General features: G+C 56.8%; 14 protein-coding genes. 5 read left to right on the plus strand and 9 right to left on the minus strand.

The window, feature by feature from the left end:
* Positions 1-33: 33 nt before the first annotated feature.
* Positions 34-381: a YacC family pilotin-like protein gene (locus tag MKZ79_RS14205; protein WP_336143043.1), complete on the minus strand. Its 348-nt coding sequence runs from the start codon at positions 379-381 to the stop codon at positions 34-36.
* A gap of 184 nt (positions 382-565) precedes the next feature.
* On the opposite strand from MKZ79_RS14205, the gene cueO reads away from it, so the two are divergent.
* On the plus strand, positions 566-2,218 hold the full coding sequence (cueO, locus tag MKZ79_RS14210) for a multicopper oxidase CueO (protein WP_336143044.1): 1,653 nt from the start codon (positions 566-568) through the stop codon (positions 2,216-2,218).
* A 524-nt stretch (positions 2,219-2,742) separates the two neighbouring features.
* Complete coding sequence (locus tag MKZ79_RS14215; protein ID WP_336143045.1) at positions 2,743-2,892, plus strand: Hok/Gef family protein; 150 nt, start codon at positions 2,743-2,745, stop codon at positions 2,890-2,892.
* Between the two features lie 409 nt (positions 2,893-3,301).
* Here the strand turns inward: MKZ79_RS14215 and MKZ79_RS14220 are convergent, their stop codons facing one another.
* Positions 3,302-4,216 (minus strand): LysR substrate-binding domain-containing protein, encoded by a 915-nt coding sequence (locus tag MKZ79_RS14220; RefSeq protein ID WP_442897159.1) that lies wholly within the window; start codon positions 4,214-4,216, stop codon positions 3,302-3,304.
* A 100-nt stretch (positions 4,217-4,316) separates the two neighbouring features.
* Between MKZ79_RS14220 and MKZ79_RS14225 the strand changes: the two genes are divergently transcribed.
* Positions 4,317-4,910, plus strand: coding sequence for a short chain dehydrogenase (locus MKZ79_RS14225; RefSeq protein WP_336143047.1), 594 nt, complete (start codon positions 4,317-4,319; stop codon positions 4,908-4,910).
* A 31-nt stretch (positions 4,911-4,941) separates the two neighbouring features.
* On the opposite strand, the gene MKZ79_RS14230 is transcribed toward MKZ79_RS14225, so the two are convergent.
* The 7 genes from MKZ79_RS14230 to MKZ79_RS14260 form a co-directional block, all read right to left on the minus strand.
* Positions 4,942-5,763 (minus strand): MBL fold metallo-hydrolase, encoded by an 822-nt coding sequence (locus tag MKZ79_RS14230; protein WP_336143048.1) that lies wholly within the window; start codon positions 5,761-5,763, stop codon positions 4,942-4,944.
* A 99-nt stretch (positions 5,764-5,862) separates the two neighbouring features.
* The gene (locus MKZ79_RS14235; RefSeq protein ID WP_336143049.1) at positions 5,863-8,067 is read right to left on the minus strand and encodes a glycoside hydrolase family 2 protein; all 2,205 of its coding nucleotides are present in this window, start codon (positions 8,065-8,067) and stop codon (positions 5,863-5,865) included.
* Complete coding sequence (locus MKZ79_RS14240; RefSeq protein ID WP_336143050.1) at positions 8,064-10,751, minus strand: PAS domain-containing hybrid sensor histidine kinase/response regulator; 2,688 nt, start codon at positions 10,749-10,751, stop codon at positions 8,064-8,066. Before MKZ79_RS14240 ends, MKZ79_RS14235 begins: the two co-directional genes overlap by 4 nt.
* A gap of 2 nt (positions 10,752-10,753) precedes the next feature.
* The gene (locus MKZ79_RS14245; protein WP_336143051.1) at positions 10,754-12,148 is read right to left on the minus strand and encodes a DUF3131 domain-containing protein; all 1,395 of its coding nucleotides are present in this window, start codon (positions 12,146-12,148) and stop codon (positions 10,754-10,756) included.
* A complete protein-coding gene (locus tag MKZ79_RS14250) occupies positions 12,133-13,638 on the minus strand; it encodes a DUF3131 domain-containing protein (RefSeq protein ID WP_336143371.1) in 1,506 nt (501 codons plus the stop codon). Before MKZ79_RS14250 ends, MKZ79_RS14245 begins: the two co-directional genes overlap by 16 nt.
* Positions 13,639-13,679: 41 nt before the next feature.
* Positions 13,680-15,029 (minus strand): DUF3131 domain-containing protein, encoded by a 1,350-nt coding sequence (locus MKZ79_RS14255; RefSeq protein ID WP_336143052.1) that lies wholly within the window; start codon positions 15,027-15,029, stop codon positions 13,680-13,682.
* Complete coding sequence (locus MKZ79_RS14260; protein WP_336143372.1) at positions 15,026-16,846, minus strand: glycosyltransferase; 1,821 nt, start codon at positions 16,844-16,846, stop codon at positions 15,026-15,028. The genes MKZ79_RS14255 and MKZ79_RS14260 overlap by 4 nt, the downstream gene beginning before the upstream one ends.
* A 321-nt stretch (positions 16,847-17,167) precedes the next feature.
* On the opposite strand from MKZ79_RS14260, the gene opgC reads away from it, so the two are divergent.
* Positions 17,168-18,382: an OpgC domain-containing protein gene (gene opgC / locus MKZ79_RS14265; protein ID WP_336143373.1), complete on the plus strand. Its 1,215-nt coding sequence runs from the start codon at positions 17,168-17,170 to the stop codon at positions 18,380-18,382.
* A 14-nt stretch (positions 18,383-18,396) separates the two neighbouring features.
* Complete coding sequence (locus MKZ79_RS14270) at positions 18,397-19,314, plus strand: hypothetical protein (protein WP_336143053.1); 918 nt, start codon at positions 18,397-18,399, stop codon at positions 19,312-19,314.
* Positions 19,315-19,323: the final 9 nt, after the last annotated feature.

The following is a 19,323-nucleotide window of genomic DNA, read 5'->3' on the forward strand; positions in this document are numbered from 1 at the left end:
ACGGTCAAACTGGCGGCGGGAAAACGGCGGGGGTTACTTCACGTAGGCAAGCAGGCTGAGCGAATCGCGCGCCAGAGATTTGCACTTGGTGTCGTTGGGAACGGCGATGCCGCTTAAATCGCGGTAGCTGTCTGCGCCCAGCGATTTCATATTAAAGCTGCTGTAATTGCTCAGATCCCAGCGGTTTTGCCGGGCGAAAAAGACCAGCGCGCGACGGATCTGACTATCCGGCAGACTCTGGTAGCCGCAGTCGTTTTTCAGATAAACAAAAACAGCGGTCAGATCCGCCAGATCTTCCGCTTCCGACTCGCTCAGCGCAAAACTTGTCGATGAGAAGCCAAACAGGCCCAGTAACAACAGAGCCTTGATGCTTTTCTTCATAACTCTACTCAAAGGGTGACAGTACTCTGACGTTAGCACAGTTACCGTCGCGCGACAGTCAATTTCAGCAGAGAAATGTTCGTAAATCGCAATTTTTCGGCGATAGGCGGCAAAACTTGACCTTCCCTCAGGGGAAGGGTTTATGCTGCGGACGATAAGTTAAAGCCGGGTTGAGGATGGATTAATGCAACGTCGTGATTTTATCAAGCTGAGCGCCGCGCTGGGCGCAGCCGGCGCACTACCTTTATGGAGCCGGTCGCTGATGGCCGCGCAGCAGCGCCCCGTACTGCCTGTTCCCACCTTACTGACGCCGGATGCGCGCGGCGAAGTGACCGTTACGGCGCAGCAGGGCGTCACAAGCTGGGCAGGAAAATCAGTGCCAACGTGGGGCTATAACGGCAGCCTGCTGGGCCCGGCGATTCAGCTGGAGCGCGGCAAAGCGGTGACGGTAAATTTACGCAATCAGTTACCGGAGGCGACCACGGTTCACTGGCATGGATTAGAGCTGCCTGGTGAAGTAGATGGCGGGCCGCAAGCGCGCATCGCGCCTGGTGCCACGCGTACCGTCAGTTTTACGCCCGATCAGCCTGGCGCGACCTGTTGGTTCCACCCTCATCAGCACGGGCGTACCGGCTTTCAGGTGGCGCAAGGTCTGGCCGGTTTAGTGATCTTAAAAGACGAGGCGACGGAAAAGCTGCTGCTGCCGAAAATCTGGGGCATCGACGATATTCCGGTGATCCTGCAGGACAAAAGGCTTTCGACGGATAACAGCAAGATTGACTATGAGCTGGATATCATGAGCGCCGCCGTTGGCTGGTTTGGCAATACCATGCTGACCAATGGCGCAATCTATCCACAGCATACCGTGCCGCGTGGTTGGCTGCGCCTGCGGCTGCTTAACGGCTGCAACGCCCGTTCGCTGAATATCACGGCCAGCGATCGTCGTCCGCTTTATGTAATCGGCGGCGACGGCGGCTTGCTGAGCGAGCCGGTAAAAGTCACCGAGCTGTCGATGATGCCGGGCGAACGCTTTGAGGTGCTGGTGGATACGCTGGACGCCAAGCCGTTTGATTTGCAAACGCTGCCGGTGCGGCAGATGGGCATGTCGCTGGCGCCGTTTGATCGGCCGCTGCCGCTGCTGAGCATCCAGCCGCTGCGGGTGATGGCCAGCGGTTCGCTGCCGGATAAGCTGGTCGATGTGCCGCCGCTGCCGTCGCAGGATGGGTTAAAGAGTCGTTGGCTGCAGCTGTCGATGGATCCGGAGCTGGATCGTCGCGGTATGCTGGCGCTGATGGAGCGCTACGGCCATGCTGCGATGGCGGGTATGAGCGGCGATGCGCACGACAGCGAAGCGATGGCCGGCGGCTCGCATGGCGGGCATCAGATGTCCGATATGGAAAACGGTGCGCATCAGAAGATGGAAGGGATGGAAGATCATGCGATGGAGCATGATGCCGGGTCAGCTAAGCAGACGAATTCAGCCTACGATTTCCATAACGGCAATAAGATTAACGGCGTTGCGTTCGATATGACCAAACCCTCTTTCGATGTAAAGCAGGGCGTTACGGAGAAGTGGACAATTTCCGGCGAAGGCGACGAGATGCTGCATCCCTTCCATATTCACGGCACGCAATTCCGCATTATTTCTGAAAACGGTAAGCCGCCGGCACCGCATCGCAGCGGCTGGAAAGATACGGTTCGTGTGGAAGGCTGGCGCAGCGAGGTGCTGGTGCGCTTTAACCATCTGGCGGATAAAGACCAGGCTTATATGGCGCATTGTCATCTGCTGGAGCATGAGGACACAGGTATGATGCTGGGCTTTACGGTTAGCGCCTGACCGCGATACCCTTTTTTCTACCGCTTTCTTATCTTATTGATTTAAGTGATTTTTATATAAGGGCTGAAAAAAGGGTTTTTACGGGTTTTACATCAATTTTTCTGGCAAAACATCAGGTTAAACTTTTCGCGCAACAGTTCACTGCCGCGCAGGCAGCTTAGAAACCCGCCAGATCGAGTGAAATAGACACCATTTTGTTCACTGCCGTACAGGCAGCTTAGAAAACGACAGTGTTACCAGGCTGCCGCTGGTTTTCGTTCACTGCCGTACAGGCAGTTTAGAAATTGCAGGCTTCAGCAAAGGTTAAATATTGGAGCTGTCGCGCAAAAAGGCAGCAGGAAACGTTGAGCTGGCTGGCAGGTTGAGTAGTATGACATCGGGTGCTTTGGGCTTTCTGCCTGAAGCATTAGCCGACGGCAGAAAGAGAAAAGCCCCAGGTGACTATAAATCAACCTGAGGCCCATCTTTATGCCTAGACAACATAAAGGTAGCCTCTTACACGCCGTAAGGCAAGGAGAGCAACCATGAAGCAGCGAACGGCGATCCTGATCGCCATTATCGTGATAGTGGCGGCGACAGCCGTCCTTCTGGTGACGCGAAAAGACCTCTGCGAGGTACGCTTGCGAACCGGAGATACGGAGATTGCTGTCTTTATGGATTACGAACCCAGGTAAGGGCAACCGGCGGGGAATTTTCCCCGCCACTTAAGTTGTTCTGGCGCAGTCTCATCGCACCCGCTCTTATTTTTTAGCTGCTGGCTAACTCAGTCATAAAAGCATACTGATATTTTTTCATTTATTTGAGTCGTCTCGCTATCTTAAGACTGTCAGACACGATGTATATTGTGGATGCAACAAAAGGCGATGAGAATTTTTAATTATGATTAAAAATCAATAGGTTAAAAAAAATAATAAAACGGTTTTGCTGGTGGAATTTGAGAGGTGGAAAAATACCTTATTTTTCAGGTATATGTTTTTAGAGTGTTCCCCGCGCGAGCGGGGATAAACCGGATCACTTGCCGCAGAACAGCTTTAGGAAATGGTGTTCCCCACGCGAGCGGGGATAAACCGCGCTATCTGACCTCTATTTTTTCTGCGGCAATGCCGTCTTGATTTGCAGCCTTTCCGGCACCCGCGTCAGCATCCAGTCAATAAAGCTGCGGTGCCTGGCGCTGGCGTGCAGATCCTGCCGCCATAAAAGGTGAACCGGTCGCGGCTCGGGTAGCTCGCTCTCCAGCAAAGAAACCAGCCTGCCCGCTGCGATATCTTCCGCCAACAGAACGGCAGGCTGCAAAATAAGCCCGGCACCGGAAAGGGCGGCGCGGCGCAGCGCCTGACCATCATTGCAGCTGAAGGTTGCGCTTTCTGGCCAGATAAGCGCATCGCCGCTGCGCCATGCGTTGCGCTTGTTCCAGAAGCTATAACGCAGGCAGCGGTGACCGGCGAGATCGGCCAGCGTTTTCGGTGTACCATGCTGGGCCAAATAGTCTGGCGCACCGGCGATAACCATTTGATAGTTGCCGACACGTCGCGCGATAAAAGGCGTGTCAGGCGACAGGTCGCCGGAACGGAAAGCAAAATCAAATCCTTCTGCCACGATATCGACAAATCGGTCGCTAAGATCCAGCTCAATATGCACATCCGGATAATGTAGCTGAAACTCGCTGCACAACGTGGCTATAGCGCAGCTTCCCAGCGTAGAAGGGGCAGTGACGCGCAGGCTGCCAGCCGGGAAGCGGCGTAAACTCTCAATCCGATTTTCTGCACTACGCAGCGCGGCCAGCACCTGCAAACTCTCTTCGTACCAGGCGCGACCCGCTTCCGTCAGCGCCTGGCGGCGAGTATTGCGCTGCAATAAACTGGCCTGAAGTGCCTTCTCCATTTGCGCCACCAGCTTACCGACCATCACGGCGGAAATATCCAGCCGCTTCGCCGCCTCGCTAAAGCTGCCGTTGTCGACCACGGCGACAAACACTTCCATCCAGCGCAGTTTATTCATCATTCCTAACCTGAAGTTTATTATCTTTAAATTTTTGGGTTATTTTTCCCTGGATTGCAATATCGCAGGATGGAATCTGGATAAAGCAGAGGGCAAAAAAATGAAAGTAATGGTGATTGGCGCAAGCGGTACAATCGGCCGTGGCATTGTAGAGAACCTGGAAAAAGATCATGAAATCATTCGCGTAGGCAAAACCCAGGGGGATTTGCAGGTCGATTTAACGGATGAAGCCAGCGTAAAACAGCTGTTTACGCAAAGCGGCAAGGTTGATGCTGTTATCGCAGCAACTGGCAGCGTGCATTTTGGGCCGCTGGCGGAAATGAGTAGCGAACAGTTTAACGTTGGCCTGCAAGACAAGTTGATGGGGCAAATACGGCTGGTACTGATTGGTAAAAATTATCTGCATGCAGGCGGTTCTTTTACGCTGACTACCGGCATTCTTACGCAACATCCCATCAGAACCGGCGTTAATGCTACAGCGGTAAACGCCGCTATAGAGGGCTTTGTACTGGCTGCGGCCAACGAGTTGGATTTTCGCATTAATGCAGTCAGCCCCACGGTATTGACCGAAGCGCTGGATAAATACGGCTCATTTTTTCCCGGTTTTGAAAGCGCGCCAGCCAGCCGCGTAGCGCTGGCTTATCGCCGCAGTCTGGAAGGCATAGATACCGGCAAGGTTTATCGGGTCTGGTAAAACAGGCGGTTTAAGAACAAGTTTTTCTGTATTAAGCCAACAGCCGTTCCAGCTCCCGAAAATCATGGCTGCAAAACAGAGTAATGTCTGAAGAATGAGCGGCAGCAAGCTCGCGCAGGCGCTGCTGGTTAACCAGCCTGGTGCTGTTATCGGCAGCCATAAACCACTGATAAAAACGTAATCCGGGCGTGCAGTGGCGCTGGTGTTCCAGCTCGCGCTGATAAAACCAGGCGTCGCCGCCGTGCAGCAGCCAGCCGGCGTCCGTTTTCACAGCGATGCCCGCATGGCCATGCGTATGGCCGGGCAGCGGGATCAGCAATATCTCTGGCGGCAGCCCTTTCAAAGCGGTAACGGAGTCAAAGCCAAACCACTTCTCGCCGGATACCTCATAGCCCGACCAGCCTGAAACGCCGCTCCACTGGCCTGGCCGATAACGGGAACGGGCCAGCCAGCTGTCGCGCTGGCGGGAAGTGTCGATTTCGCGCTGCATAAGGTGTACCTGCGCCTGCGGAAAATCGGTCAGCCCTCCGGCATGATCGAAATCCAGATGGGTCAGCACAATATGGCGCACGTCGGAGGCTTTATAGCCCAGCGCCAGAATCTGCGAAAGCGCGGTCAGGGAAGGCTTTCGCTGGATGTTATTCATCACACGGAAAAAAGTAGCTATACGGCCAGCCGGCGCCCGCATATCTTCGGTGCCGAATCCGGTATCAACCAGCACCAGGCCGCTGGTTTCCGTCTCGATCAGCAGGCAGTGACAGGCCAAATGCGCCCGAATCCCCTTGCTGAAGCCATCGTAAAGCGCGCCGCCGACAGGACACATACAGCCACAGTTTAGATGAATAACCTTCATAAATTCGTCTCCGTCAGGTTATGCCCGGTCGCTGCCGCCTGAACCAGACGCTGACCCGCAAATGATGAATAGTAGCAGCGGAAGCGGCATTGCGAACCTTTATCGTTTCTCGGCGACCAGCGGCAACGTCAGCTGGTTTCCGGCAATTTCTTTGCCGTCGGCGTCGACAATCTTGCTCTGCATCGTTAACGGCAAATCGCTTAGCGGCGTTATCTGAAGCTCAACGATTTTCTCCCCGGCGTCGGGCTGAATGTCCACCTTTTTTTTCCCTTCAGCCAATACCTTACGCCCCTGGCTTATGCGCCATATCAGCTGGCTGTGGGGATGACTTTTGGGTAGATCGTTAATCACCCAGAGATGCACTTTTCCGGGCTGCGCTTTCTTCCATTGAGTGGTCAGGGGATCAATTGAGGGAAGCAGCGGCTGATAAGCGCGCTGCAGAGCGAAGTAGCCCGCTTTGGGATGGCGCAGATAGTCGACCACGCCCCAGTTAATGGAAGGCCAGATTTCGACAAACATAAACTGGAACAGCGCCGTCACCGGCTGGAAGCGTTGACGACGATAGCTTTCCGCCGCCAGCGCCACCAGCTGCGCCTGATACCGCTGCGTATTGGCGATAAACGCCGGAATGTTATCGCCGCGCGAGATGCCGGCGTTTTTAAAGGTCTGAATAGGCTGAAAATTATGATACTTCCAGCGAGTCCATTTCGGATCGCCAGGCTGCGTGGTGGCAGGCCACCAGTCGCGTTTGGGAATAATGGTTTTCAGCGTGGCGAGTCGCGGCAGAGCCTGCGCGCCGAATTCGGTGATGGTGGCCGTTTTCGCCGGTTCCAGCAGATTATCAAGCGTGCCGAAATACCAGCCAGCCCAGTAGTGCTCCTCAACGGCGGAAAATGGATGCACGATGCGGCTGTTATCATCCGCCAGGGTATCGGCGACACGCTGCATCAGATTACGGTTGAGATCTTTATTCCAGTCAGGGAAGCGCTTGCCCATCCACGGCGAGTTAAACGGCGGTTCATTTTGGCCGCCCCAGACCACAATCGATGGCGCGTTGCCGAACTGCTCCACCATTTCTCTGGTTTGCCTGACGGCGTTATCCGCAAATGCCTGACTGTCGTTATAGCCCCACTGTAACGGCACATCCTGCCAGATCATCAGGCCGCGTTCATCGGCGGCCTGATAAAGGGCGCGTCCCGCCACGTGGCCATGCACGCGAATAGCGTTAGCGTTCATTTTCTCCACCAGATCGAAATCGCGGGCGTAGCGCTGTTTCGTCATGGTGCTTAGCCAGGGCGAGCCGATATAGTTAGTGCCACGGATAAAGACGCGCTGCCCGTTCACCAGCCAGCCGCGATTATCCGGCTGTTCGATCACCTGGCGTAAGCCCGTTCTGCTGCGCCGACGATCGAGCACGCCAGTTTTGTCGCGTAAGGTCGCGCTGACCTGATAAAGATTGGGCTTGCCGTAGCCGCGCGGCCACCAGAGGCGCGCCTCCGGCATCGGCAGCAGCAGCGTTATTTTTTGAGGCGTTGCGCCGGTTGCCGCCAGCGTTACCGACTGCCGTACCTGATAATTTTTTCCGGAAAAGTTGTCGGGACGCGCAGTCAGGATCAGCTCCGTGGTTTTTGCCGCCGGCGCGCGATAGACGATTTCCGCCTGCAGTTGAGGATGCGCCAGACCTTTCGACCAGTCGGGACGCAAAATCAGGTTATCGATAGCGGCGTCGCGGCTGAGGCGTACTCTGACCGGCGCCCAGATGCCGCCGGAGTTGGCGTCCTGTCCCTGCGGCGACCAGGCGCCGCCGGGCCGCGCATCGTGCTGATTTAAGATGCCCTTCATCAGGTTCTTACGCAGCGGCCAGTTGGTGTTGGGATCTTCGAAAGGGCTGTCGACGCGGACGGCCAGCTGATTATGGCGTCGCATTTCGCTGGTGACGTCCACGGCGAAGCGCTGAAAATAGCCTTCATGGCGCGCGTGCTGGCGACCGTTGAACCAGATATCGGCGTAGTAATCGACGCCGTCAAACTCCAGCGTAGCCAGCCGACCGGCGGGGATTTCAGGAACGGAAAATTCGGTGCGATACCAGAGCGCGCCCTGATGATCCCAACCCGCGCTGTACCAGTTGGCCGGCACGCGCAGCTTGCGCCAGTTTTTATCGCTGCCGCGCCAGCCGGAAAAAGCAGCGTCGTTGCCGTCATGCGCGCGCCACTGGCCTGCCAGCGACCATGCCTGCGGCGCTTCCGCTGCTGTGGCGGCAGCGGCAAAAAGAGTGCAAATCAACACGGCGATGCTACGGATCATAAAGCCTCCTGCAGATCGTTCAGCTGGCGCATGGCTTCTTCTGCCACCTGCGTCAGGGATGCGGTAAAGGCCTCGACGTCCAGCGGCGCCTGTTCGCCAGCGGCCGATTCAATCTTTTGCAGCAGCGCGGTCAGCGTATGAAAGCGGAATGCGGAAGCTTCGCCGCGCAGTTTATGCGCTGCCCGCCGTACCCGATCGCGATCGTCGCTGGCCAGCGCATCCTTCAGGCGGGCGACGTTCTCCGGAAGCTCGGCGGCGAAAAGCGCCAGCAGCTCATTCAGCAGCGCATCGTCAATGCCAAGCTGCGTTATCAGCGTTTGTCTGTCCGGCAATACCTCCGGCTCTCTTTCCTTGAGCGGCAGCGCCATCACCCGGCTGATTTCAGCCTGGATGATCTCCATACTCACCGGCTTGGCGATATAGCCGTCAAAGCCGTGCGCCAGACAAAACTCCTCGTCGCCTTTCATCGCATGCGCCGTCATGGCGATAATACGCTGGTGCGGTCGGGCCGGATTGCGGGCCTCACGCTCGCGGATCAGGCGAGTGGCGTGCTCGCCATCCATCTCCGGCATCTGTAAATCCATCAGGATCAGATCCCAGCGAGTGGTATCCAGCAGTTCCAGCGCTTCAATACCGTTGTTGGCGACCGCGAACTCGTGGCCCAGCCGGGTAAGGAAATGGGTCGCCAGCTTCTGATTAACTAAATTATCTTCGGCCAGCAGGATACGCAGCGTGTTCCCGCGGTCGACGGCTAAAGGCGCGGCAGGCGAGGGCGCGGAGAGCGAAGCGGGCTGCAGCTGCAGCGCGGCGAGAATCGCTTCATAAAGCTCGCGCTGATCCACCGGCTTGCTCAGAAAATGCGTTACGCCGATGCGCTTCATCTGCTCCGCATCCATATAGCGGCTCATGGAGCTGAGCATAATAATCTGACAGTGCGCCAGCGCCGGCGTGGCTTTGATCTCCTGAGCCAGCGTCATGCCGTCTTTGACCGGCATTTGCGCATCCAACAGGATCAGCGGGAAATCGGCATTTTGCTGCAGTAGAGCAAGGGCCGCGTCGGCGCTTTCCGCCAGCACCGGCTTCAGGCCCATATTGCGCAGCATATCGCTCATCAGATGCCGGTTAGTGGCGTTGTCATCAATCACCAGCACGGCGACGCTCTCCAGCGGCGGAGAGGTTTTCAGCGGATCGACGACGTTCTGCGCCGCCACGGGCAAACTAAAGCTGAACAGGCTGCCTTTGCCGGGCTCGCTTTTCACTTTCAGCTCGCCGCCCAGCATCTCTACCAGCCGCGCCGAAATGGTCAGTCCCAGCCCCGTGCCGCCATATTTGCGCGTGGTGGAGGTGTCGGCCTGGCTGAAGGATTCAAATATAATATGCTGTTTTTCCTCCGGAATGCCTATGCCGGTATCGCGCACCTGAAACCTTAAACGGTGCGGTTGGTCATCCGGGATCACCGCCAACTCCACTTCGCCCTCGTGGGTAAACTTCAGGGCGTTGCTGACCAGATTGGTCAATACCTGACGCAGGCGAACGGTATCCGTCAGCAGCCGCAGCGGGACTTCCGGCGCCACTTTGATCAACAGCTCGATATTTTTTTCCGAAGCCGCAGGCAGCAGCGGGCGCATTAACGAATGCAGGAAAGGGCGAACTTCAAACTCTTCTTCATCCAGTTCAATTTTGCCCGCTTCAATTTTCGAATAGTCGAGAATATCGTTAATCACGCGCAGCAGCGTATGGGCGGAGTGATAAACCAGCGTCATATACTCGCGCTGCTCTTCGGTAAGCGGATTATCCAGACAGAGCTGCGTCATGCCGAGAATACCGTTCATCGGCGTGCGGATTTCGTGGCTCATATTGGCCAGAAAGGCGCTTTTCGCCTCGTTGGCGGCCCGCGCGGCGGCCACGGCCTGCAGAGAGAGCTGCTCCGCCTCTTTGCGTTTGGTGATGTCCTGCAGCGTGCCGATAACTCGCGCCGTTCCGCCTTCCACCGTGACGCTGGCGACCTGGCCTGAAAGCAGCAGCCAGCGATAGTCGCCGTTGTGATGAAGCAAGCGGATTTCTCTTTCAAATATCGGCAGCTGTGAGTTGCTGGCGCTGGCGAATAGCTGCTGCAGCGGCTCGCGATCGTCGGGATGCAGCAGCGCGTCGAGGAAGCTGGCGCTGTAATGCCAGGTTTCGCGCGGATAGCCCAGCATATTCAGCAGAGCGTCGTTGACCTGTAACAGGTCTTTATCCTGCTGCCAGTCCCAGATGCCGATCTGGGTCGATTCCGCCGCCAGCACGAAATCCTCATGAAGCTGCTGGCGCGATTCGTTGATCAGCTCGAAACCGGACATATCGATATGCAGGCTGACGATGCCGCCCTGCGGCGTGCGGTTGTGCTGCACGAAGACTTTACGGTTGCCGATCCGGCGCATTTCGCTATGGTTGTCGAGACGACAGCGGCTGACCAGATTCTCCACCATCGCCTCTTTACGCGGCTCGTTTTCCGTCATATAGGCCGAGTCAACGAACTCCCGGGCAATCTGGGTCAGCGTCATTCCCAGACAGAGGCGATTTTCTATGCCGGGATAGAAACAGGTAACCTGCTTGTTATAGGCGGTCAGCCGCTCGTCCGCGTCGTACATCAGAACCGCGGCGCGCAGCGAATCCAGCGCTTGAGGTAACTTTACTTCAGGCATAATCACTCCTGGTCGACGGCCGGCGCCACAGGAAAACAGCGCTGCGGCGCGGTAAACGGATCGCTCAGCTGCCGGCGGAAGTAGCTGCGCGCAGGGATTTCGCCGTGCTGCAGCAGCGGCCCCATATTGCTTTTAAAGAACAGCGCCTCCAGCACCATCGCATTGGTGGAAAGCGTGATTGCGCGGTTATAGCTGCCCGTAGCCTCCACGCGCCCTTCAAACCAGCCGCGCGCCGGATCGTTTTGCAGGCGCGTCATTTTCATCAGGTTCTGGGTGAAAGGCGTATCCCAGAGCGCCCACAGGCCGAACACCGCGCGAGTAGAAACCTGAGCCAGCCGCGGCAGCCAGGCGCCGTCATCAGCCAGCGTATTCCAGGCGTAGCCGTTCGCGAAAATGGTGTCGTTGACGTGCCAGGGCGGCGCGGCGAGCGCGAAGTCGCTGCGGGCGGTCAGGATGTTCTCTTTTTCCCAGCGCTTTTCCTGCACGCGATAGACGTTGCTGGCGCGCTGGCGCAGCACCTTGATGATGTCGCGATCCGCGCCCGGCAGCTCCCAGCCATATTCGATGCCGCTCAGGACATAAGGCGTGGTAGTGATAGCGGCCGGCGTCCAGGTGGTACGGGGATCGCGTGAGTCAATATCCAGCGCCAGCCCGTCAATGATGACGTGCTGCGCGGGTGGCCGCAGCGACTGCTGGTTGGCGAATCCCCACAAACCCAGCCCGGCGGCGCTGTATTCGCTGTCGCCAAGTCGGCCTTCCGCCCGGTTAACCAGCTTGTTGTTTTGCATCTGCCCGGCGTAAAGCTGACCCTGAGCATCGACAAGGCGGCAGAAATCCCAGCGCAGGATGGTGCGCTCCAGATACTCGCTGTATTCAGGATGAAAAGCGGCCACGATACGCAGCGCGATCATCAGGCGGGCGATATCGCGCGATGACCAGCCGATAACCTGCGGCGTATTGCCGTAGCCGACCATAGTGACGTTTTGCGTGTTGTAGAGCAGGTTAGGCAGTTTGGCCGAGGTCAGCGGCAGCTGGTTTAGCGTGCCGAGCAGCGGAGTAAGGCGGCTGTCGAAGGCAATATCGTCGATCAGATCGAGCTGACGGGCAGCGGTCAGCGCAATCAGCGCATCGCCCATTTGCCAGAGGCTGGCAACCGGCCGCTTATCGCTGCCGTTGACCAGGCCGCTTCCGGGCTGAGTATTATTTTCCACATAGCGCCAGGCGATAGCGGCCCAGCGTCGCTCCTCCGAGTTCAGCTTGCCGAGCCGCGCCGTGGTATGCCATCCGCCGTTGACCAGCCAGCGCCAGCCTGCCGCGTCGTGTCGCGCCAGCAGCCAGCCGGCGGCCATAATGATAGCCAGCAGCAGCACAGCAAGGCGAATTACTGTTTTAGGCATGAGGTCGCTACCGGCGGCAGTTTAACAGGCGCCTGGCTGTCGCAGCGGGCGCATTTGCAGGCGCGACATGAAGGCGCCGTGCGCACGGCGGTACCGCTTTGTTCGCACCAGTTTTTAATGCCCGGCGTTACGTTAATAAACGGGCGATTGCGCTTGTTGTTGTTCTCTTCGAATATATTGACCAGCCGCTTTTCCCACATCGAGGGCGCATAGTCGCTTTTGCGCGGATCGTTGCTGTTAAAGCGCAGCAGCTTGCCCTCTTTTTTAAACAGCAGCGCTTCCAGCATGATGCCGTTGTTGTTGGCGGTGAACTCCTTGATTGGGCCGTCGCCGTTTTCATACAGGCCTTCGTAATAACCTTTGCCTTTCTCGTCGGCATTTTCAATCGCGTCCAGCAGGCGATCGGTATAGGGCGAGTCCCAAAGCACCCACATGCCCAGCGCCGCTTTCAGGGAAACGGCGGCCACTTCAGGCACGTACTGGCCTTTATCGGTGATGGTGTTCCAGTTAAAGCCGTCGCTGTAGATGGTGTCGTAAACGAAGTAGGGCGGTTTATCGAGCTGATGTTCCGAGCGCGCGGTCAGCGTGCCGGTGATCATATAGCGATTTTCCTGCGCCTGATAAACGCGGTCGGCGAAGTTTTTCATCCAGGGATGGCTGAAATTGTTGGGGCTGTTTTCCCGATCGTCGCTGTTGTCCCAGCCCATTTCCAGCCCGTGCAGCAGATAGGATTCGGTTACCACGTAGTTGTGCTGGTTGGTTAAGCGCGGATCGCGAGAGTCGTAAGGCACCAGCACGCAGTAAATATCCGCCAGGGCATAGGGTTCCGGTCGACTTGCCTGACAGGTGGTAAATCCCCACAGCTGATAGCCGGCCGCCGCGTACTCTTCATAGCCGAGACGGCCTTCCTGCACGTACTGCGGCTGCTTGTCCTTATCCAGATAAGCGCCGTAAAGCGTGCCGCAGTCGTCCACCACGTGGGTAAAATCCCAGCCAAGCACCACGTTATCGATATTGTTGGCGTGTTCCGGGTAGCGCTCTTTGATGATTTTCAGCCAGAGCAGCATGCGGCCGATATCGATGGCGGAGAAGCCGATCTCGCCCGGTTTGTTCAGGTAGTTCACCTTCTGGCCGGTAATGGTGTTATAGGCTTTGTTGGGTACCTGGTTCTGGAACAGCACGAGTTTGTTAAGGGTCGCCATAAACTGCAAAAAGCGGCGGTCGAATTCCGCTTTGTCGATAATGCCCAGCTCTCTTGCTGCCGTAAGCGCGGCCAGATAGGAGGCGCTGTCCCACATGGTGGTAGAGGGATATTTATTTACCGCGTTTACCAGGCCAGTCGTGGGCTGATAGTTGGCGATAAAGTATTCCCAGGCATTTTTCGCCACCGCCATTTCGCGCGGCGTCAGTTCGCCGTGGCGAACCTTGTAATCCGAGGCGGGCAGGCTGACCGCCGCCTGCAGCAGCGGCGCGGCAAGCATCAGCGCCATCAACAGGAGCCCTGCGCTGTAGTGACGAAGCCATAGTGATTTCATTCCGGGGTCGCTCCTTGTTGAGGGCTGTCGGCGGCCGGAGCCAGGCAGCCCAGGCAAAGTAGTTGGCCATGTGCGATATAAGAGAGGCTTTCCAGCACCATCGCGTTGGTGTCGGCATCGATAGCCGGATTGACGCTGCCGTCGGCGTTAAAGCCCGCTTTCCAGCCTTTTCCCGGCTCGATCATCGGTAGCATTTGCTGTCGCAGCGCCTCGCTCCATTTGTTGCGGAACAGCGCGTACCAAGCAAAAGCGGAGCGGGTCGAGGTCAGCGCGCGAGCGGTAAGCCTGTCGCTGGCGCGGGCGTTTTGATCCTGCAGCGGCAGCGGCTGGCTGCCCGGCAGCGCGCTGGCGAAGTCCGGCGCCTGTTCGGCGTAGTCCGTGTTGATCGTGTCTTTGTCTTCCGGCATACCGGTGCGCTGCTGCAGGATCTGCATCAGGCGCCAGGCGATCTCTCCGCTGCGGGCGTCGAATCCTTGCTCCAGACCGCCAAGCAGATAGGGCATACTCACCAGCGAAGGCTGCTTGCCCCACGGCGTTCGCAACCCTTCATCCGGTACGGCGTAGCCGTCGATCTCAACCATCTTCAGTCCGTCCGGCGGCTGAGTAACGGCCAGCCCGGCGGCGGCGTTAATAAGCCGCAGCACGCTGCCCGCATAGAGCCGATAGCCATAGCTGCCGCGCGGATCGTCGGTACGGATAACCCAGCGATTGAGCGGCAGGCTGGCGCCCTGCGGCCCGCTGCTTTGCAACAGCGCGGCCAGTCGCCACTTCGCCAGCAGTTGGTTGACCTCGACGGCGTGTTGAGGATAGCGCCAGAGCAGGATCTGCAGCGGCATCAGCAGGCGGCCCATATCGATAGCCGAGCCGCCGCTCTGGTCGGGCGAAACGACAGGCTGTAGGGTATCCGCGTGATAAAAAGCGGCAGGCAGGCCTTCCGCCTGCAGCGGCAGCTCGCCAAGCGAGTCGAGGGCGGAAGTAATGCGATCGTCAAATTCAGCGGCCGGGATAATTTGCAGCTGATACGCCGCGATAGTGGCCAGCAGATAGCTGCCGGTACTCCACAGGCTCAGCCAGGGCTTATCCGCTTCCGCGTTGACCAGCCCGTTGGCCTGACTGTTGTTGACGAAATATTGCCAGGCGATGCGCGCCCAGACGGCTTCGTCAAAGGTGAGATCGCGCGATTGCGGCAGCGGCGGAAAGCTCTTGCTCAAGACGATACCGTCCGTGGTTTCAACCCTGGCGGGCATCTGCCTTTCCACCCACAGCACGATGGCGAAGCCGATCAAAAAACCGATCAGAATGGTCAGATAGCTGCGGGCGCTGAGAATACCGGCTTTCAGGCTCATGCGGCTTCAGCCTCCTGCGCGGCGGGCGGCGTCCACATGGCGGCCATAATCATCGGCATCATGGCGGCGATATTCACCATTCCCCAAAAGATATTGATAACGTAGCCCGACGGGTCGTCAACATTGCCTCGTGCCACCTGGATTCCTCCCCAAATCAGCCCCAGCAGCGTCAGCGCGACGATAGCCAGCTGCGGCTTAACCAGATAGAGAAAACGGCCAGACTGGCGCTCTTTGGGCGTGACGTGAAACTTGATTTTTTCACCGCGCAGCACCGTGCCCAACGCCCGCAGGTTCACCGAGAAAAACGCCAGATAAGAGGAGCGTCCGTCCCAGGCGGAGATCCCCCAGGTGCCGAACATAAAGGCCAGCTCCGAAACGATAAAAAACGGCAGAAAATGCAGATAGAAAGGGGTGGAGTAAGCCGAGACGGGCGGAATGCCGGTAAAAAGGTAAACCAGCGGCGAAATCAGGAAAACGGTATTCCAGATGCAGGCGAGATAAGACCAGAAAGTGGTGCCGTACATCAGGGTTTGCCCCAGGCTCAGCTTAAAGCGGCGGCGGCTGAAAATTTTATCGTGAAACAGGATATCCAGCGAGCCGGCGGCATATTTAAAGCGCTGGATCATCCAGGTCAGCAGATCCTGCGGCGAGAGCATTTTAGACTCAATGCCGGGATGCATCACCGAGCGCCAGCGACGGCCGCTGTCGCCATGCAGCACGATAGAGGTGTAGATATCCTCGGAAACGTGGAATTTATACGGCGTCAGCTCGGTATCGTTAATTACGTGCGGACGCATCGCCATGCTTAACGCCGCGCGAGTCTCTTCGTCGCTGATATCGCGCGTGTAGCGTGCGATCTCTTCTTCGATGGTAAAGACGTAGCTGCGCAGCGCCGCCTGCATGACCGCTTCACGACGATGGATCGAAGCCGCGCCGCAGCAGAAGGCGGCATTGGCCCAGTTGCGCCGCCGCTGGATCACATCGTAGAACATGCGCGGATCGTTGAAAAACGGGTCGCTGCCAACGGTCAGAGGGCCGAACACGCCTTCGGTCAGGCGGCCCAGCAGATAGCCTGGCCGGCCAGCACGACGACGCAGCCAGCTGGCGAGGCGCTCGCCTTCAGGCAGATCGTAAAACCACTGCGGCGTCTGTACCCAGGCGACATCGGGATCGCGAAAATAGCCGAGCGTATTAGCCAGTAAGCCGGGAAACACGCGCGTATCGGCATCGCAAATCACCATAAAGTCACCGTCCGTTTGCTCCATCCCGTTACGGATATTGCCCGCCTTAAAGCCGATATTGTTTTCGCGGGTGATATAGCCCACGCCTTCCTGCTCGCAGACGGCGCGCATTTCCGGCCGCTTTCCGTCATCCAGCACGTGAATTTTAAAAACGATATCGCCGGGATAGCTCACCTTTAGCGCATCAAGGATCGATAGCCTGACCAGTTCCGGATCTTCCGAATAGGTGGCGATAAACAGATCCACTTTCGGCGGACGGGATTCGCCGCGATCCTCTGGCTGCAGGCACTGATTGATATCCTCCGGCGGCGAAGGGCAGGGCGGATCTTTTTCCTGCCAGATATTGATAGTAAACAGCAGCGTTCCGAACCAGGCGAAGGTTTCCGCCAGCGCCAGCGGGACGGCATACCACAGGGCATCCGTATTCAGCGAAGAAGTCCAGCGCCAGCGAATATAATTGGCGCCCAAAATTAACCCGGCGACGGCCAGAACCTGCCAGGTTTTCACTACCCATTTCGGGGTGGAAAGGGGCGAAGGCGGGCGGCGATGCTCAAAACGTGAAAAATAGTGATCCATTGGCATTCGGTCTCATTCGGAAAGTGCCGTTGTCTGCTTTTTCACCTGGTAAAATCGAAATAAATAAGAAAAATGAAGGTGTTTACTTAAGTTGTTGTTAACTGGAATCATAGTTTGTGCAAAGGCTATTGCAAGATATGTAAATGAAATGGGCGTCTTTTACTATTCAACTCACTGTTATCGCGATGTTTATGGAAATATTTTTATTTTATCGACCTCGTCGTGACTTAAAGCGTAACGCGGCTACACTTTTCTTTACGTTGTGATAAAGCGCGCTGCTTATCATTCCGCTTCGCTTGTTATTAACAATGGTAATGAATGATGGTGGATTCAGCTTCCGTTCTGCAGACCACGGCTATCGACCGGCGCGCCTGGCGTTACGCCATACCGGGAAAACGCGATCTGCGTATTGATATGCTGCGCGGCATCGCGCTGGTGATGATGGTGGTGGCCCATACCGAAGTGCTGTCGCTGGTGAATATTTTCACCTGGGAGCGCTTTGGCTTAACGACCGGCGCGGAAGGATTCGTCATTTTATCCGGCTTTATGCTGGGCATGTTAAACCGGCAGCGGCTGCAAAAAGAGGTGTTGCTGACGATTAGCTGGACGCTCTGGCGGCGTGCCGGAAAAATCTATCTGGTCAACCTGATTATTATTCTGCTGATGCTGGCGTTGACCAAACTGAGCTTTATCAACACCTTCGAGGTCACTCACTTCGTCGATCGCTTTTCCGGTACCGTCTGGGCGCTGTTTCCCACCACGCCGCAGATCAAAGAAACCTGGTTTAACATTATTCTTTATCTGCAAATCGGGCCCCATCAGACGCAGATCCTGGGGCTTTATATCTGCCTGCTGCTGGCAAGCCCGCTTTTTCTCGGACTGCTGCAGAGTGGACGAGTTATCTGGCTGCTGCTCATTTCGCTGGCGGGTTATGTCAGCTATCAGCTCTGGCCGACGCGGCTGACGGTGGCCGAGTTCGAGTTCGCTTTTCCCCTGCTCGCCTGGCAGCTGATTTTCGTCTGCGGCATGTGTTGCGGCTGGTATAAAGAGGAGCTGACGTCGCTGGCGCGGACGCCTATCGGCCGCATTGTTATCGGCGTGATGATTGCCTGTGCGCTGGTGATGATGTTTATCGCGCAAAATCATACCAATCCTTTTATGCCGCCGGCGCTGCTGATGCACGTGATACCGCCTGCGGATTTTAACTGGTTTTATCACCATCTGGCCGGCAAAAACGCGCTGGGGCCGTTTCGGGTGTTAAATGATTTCTGCCTGATACTGTTGGTCTATCTGGTGCTGACTTTCTACTGGCAGCCGCTTGAGCGCCTGTTCGGCTGGTTTTTGATCCCGCTGGGCCAGCACTCGCTCTACACCTTTATTCTGCATGTATTTATCGTGCTGGCGGTCAGCCAGTTTGTGCATTTCGATCTCTGGCATCACGCCTGGCTACGCAACACCTTTGTCCATCTCGGCGCGCTGGGCCTGCTGTGGTGGATGGCGAAAAAAGAAATCGGCGGCCGCTTTATTCCTAATTAAACGAGGGAAACTGCATGTTTTATCGCGGGCGGACAGCGCGCAACCGGAGGCTGCTGGGACTATTTCTCTGTGCGACGGCTCTGCCTTACGCGCAGGCGGCAACAACCGACAACGAAACGGTTTCAGCGAACGGCGAACCTGTGCAGGCTGGCGTGTTCACTAACCGCTGGGGCCGCCTGTTTTCCGGCAACAAAGATAAGTTCTCCGGCGCGCTGAGCTTTTCCAGCGGGCTGAAAGAGCAGTGGCTGACGATCCCGAACGGCTCGTCTTCCGCGCAGCAAAAAAAGAAAATCAATCAGCTGCTGAATCTCAGTATGCAGTACTCGCCATACAGCTACTGGTTCGGCAACGTGACGCTGCGCGCGCCGATTACCGATTTCGACAAATACACCACCGATTTCCGCTACAGCTTTGGCTATGACGACTGGCATCCCAATACCTTTAGCCTGGTCTACAGCAACTATGGCGATAATCATCTCTTCACCTCCGGCAATGCGCGCCACACCTATTTTGAGCAGGGCGCTTTTACTTTTGCCTATAAATTTTCGTTACCCAAATCGCTGGAAAAGCATCTGCTGATTAACAAAGGCGACGCGCTGACCTGCCAGGTCGGCTACAGCTGGATTCCTCGTTACTATTCGCTGGCCGACAACGATATCAAAGCCAATAAACAGGTCGGGCTGGGCGGCTGCGGCTACACCTTTAAGCAACACTTTTTTGTGCGCGCGACCGCTTTCTGGTTCCCCAAATCTGACCAGCAGCAGCCGTGGAACGGCGACTACAGCTATAGCTTCGGCTATGCCGGCTACACGCCCGGTTCGCTATCCTTGCAGTACAGCAACTACAGCGGAACCCGCTTCCCTGGCCGCAGCGGCGGTAACGCCAAATTCCGCGAAGGCACGCTTTCACTCATCTGGTTTCTGCCCTTTTAAGGCCGCTAT

The organism is Erwinia sp. CGal63 (assembly GCF_037026505.1).
In the GTDB taxonomy this organism is placed as follows: Bacteria; Pseudomonadota; Gammaproteobacteria; order Enterobacterales; family Enterobacteriaceae; genus Erwinia.

Excerpts from the sequence above, each read along its gene's own strand:
- MKZ79_RS14220 (WP_442897159.1), bottom strand. The coding sequence starts at position 4,216 with ATGAATAAACTGCGCTGGATGGAAGTGTTTGTCGCCGTGGTCGACAAC.
- MKZ79_RS14225 (WP_336143047.1), top strand. The coding sequence starts at position 4,317 with ATGAAAGTAATGGTGATTGGCGCAAGCGGTACAATCGGCCGTGGCATT.
- cueO (WP_336143044.1), top strand. The coding sequence starts at position 566 with ATGCAACGTCGTGATTTTATCAAGCTGAGCGCCGCGCTGGGCGCAGCC.
- MKZ79_RS14235 (WP_336143049.1), bottom strand. The coding sequence starts at position 8,067 with ATGATCCGTAGCATCGCCGTGTTGATTTGCACTCTTTTTGCCGCTGCC.
- MKZ79_RS14245 (WP_336143051.1), bottom strand. The coding sequence starts at position 12,148 with ATGCCTAAAACAGTAATTCGCCTTGCTGTGCTGCTGCTGGCTATCATT.
- MKZ79_RS14250 (WP_336143371.1), bottom strand. The coding sequence starts at position 13,638 with ATGGCGCTGATGCTTGCCGCGCCGCTGCTGCAGGCGGCGGTCAGCCTG.
- MKZ79_RS14270 (WP_336143053.1), top strand. The coding sequence starts at position 18,397 with ATGTTTTATCGCGGGCGGACAGCGCGCAACCGGAGGCTGCTGGGACTA.
- MKZ79_RS14240 (WP_336143050.1), bottom strand. The coding sequence starts at position 10,751 with ATGCCTGAAGTAAAGTTACCTCAAGCGCTGGATTCGCTGCGCGCCGCG.
- opgC (WP_336143373.1), top strand. The coding sequence starts at position 17,168 with ATGGTGGATTCAGCTTCCGTTCTGCAGACCACGGCTATCGACCGGCGC.
- MKZ79_RS14260 (WP_336143372.1), bottom strand. The coding sequence starts at position 16,846 with ATGGATCACTATTTTTCACGTTTTGAGCATCGCCGCCCGCCTTCGCCC.
- MKZ79_RS14230 (WP_336143048.1), bottom strand. The coding sequence starts at position 5,763 with ATGAAGGTTATTCATCTAAACTGTGGCTGTATGTGTCCTGTCGGCGGC.
- MKZ79_RS14205 (WP_336143043.1), bottom strand. The coding sequence starts at position 381 with ATGAAGAAAAGCATCAAGGCTCTGTTGTTACTGGGCCTGTTTGGCTTC.
- MKZ79_RS14255 (WP_336143052.1), bottom strand. The coding sequence starts at position 15,029 with ATGAGCCTGAAAGCCGGTATTCTCAGCGCCCGCAGCTATCTGACCATT.
- MKZ79_RS14215 (WP_336143045.1), top strand. The coding sequence starts at position 2,743 with ATGAAGCAGCGAACGGCGATCCTGATCGCCATTATCGTGATAGTGGCG.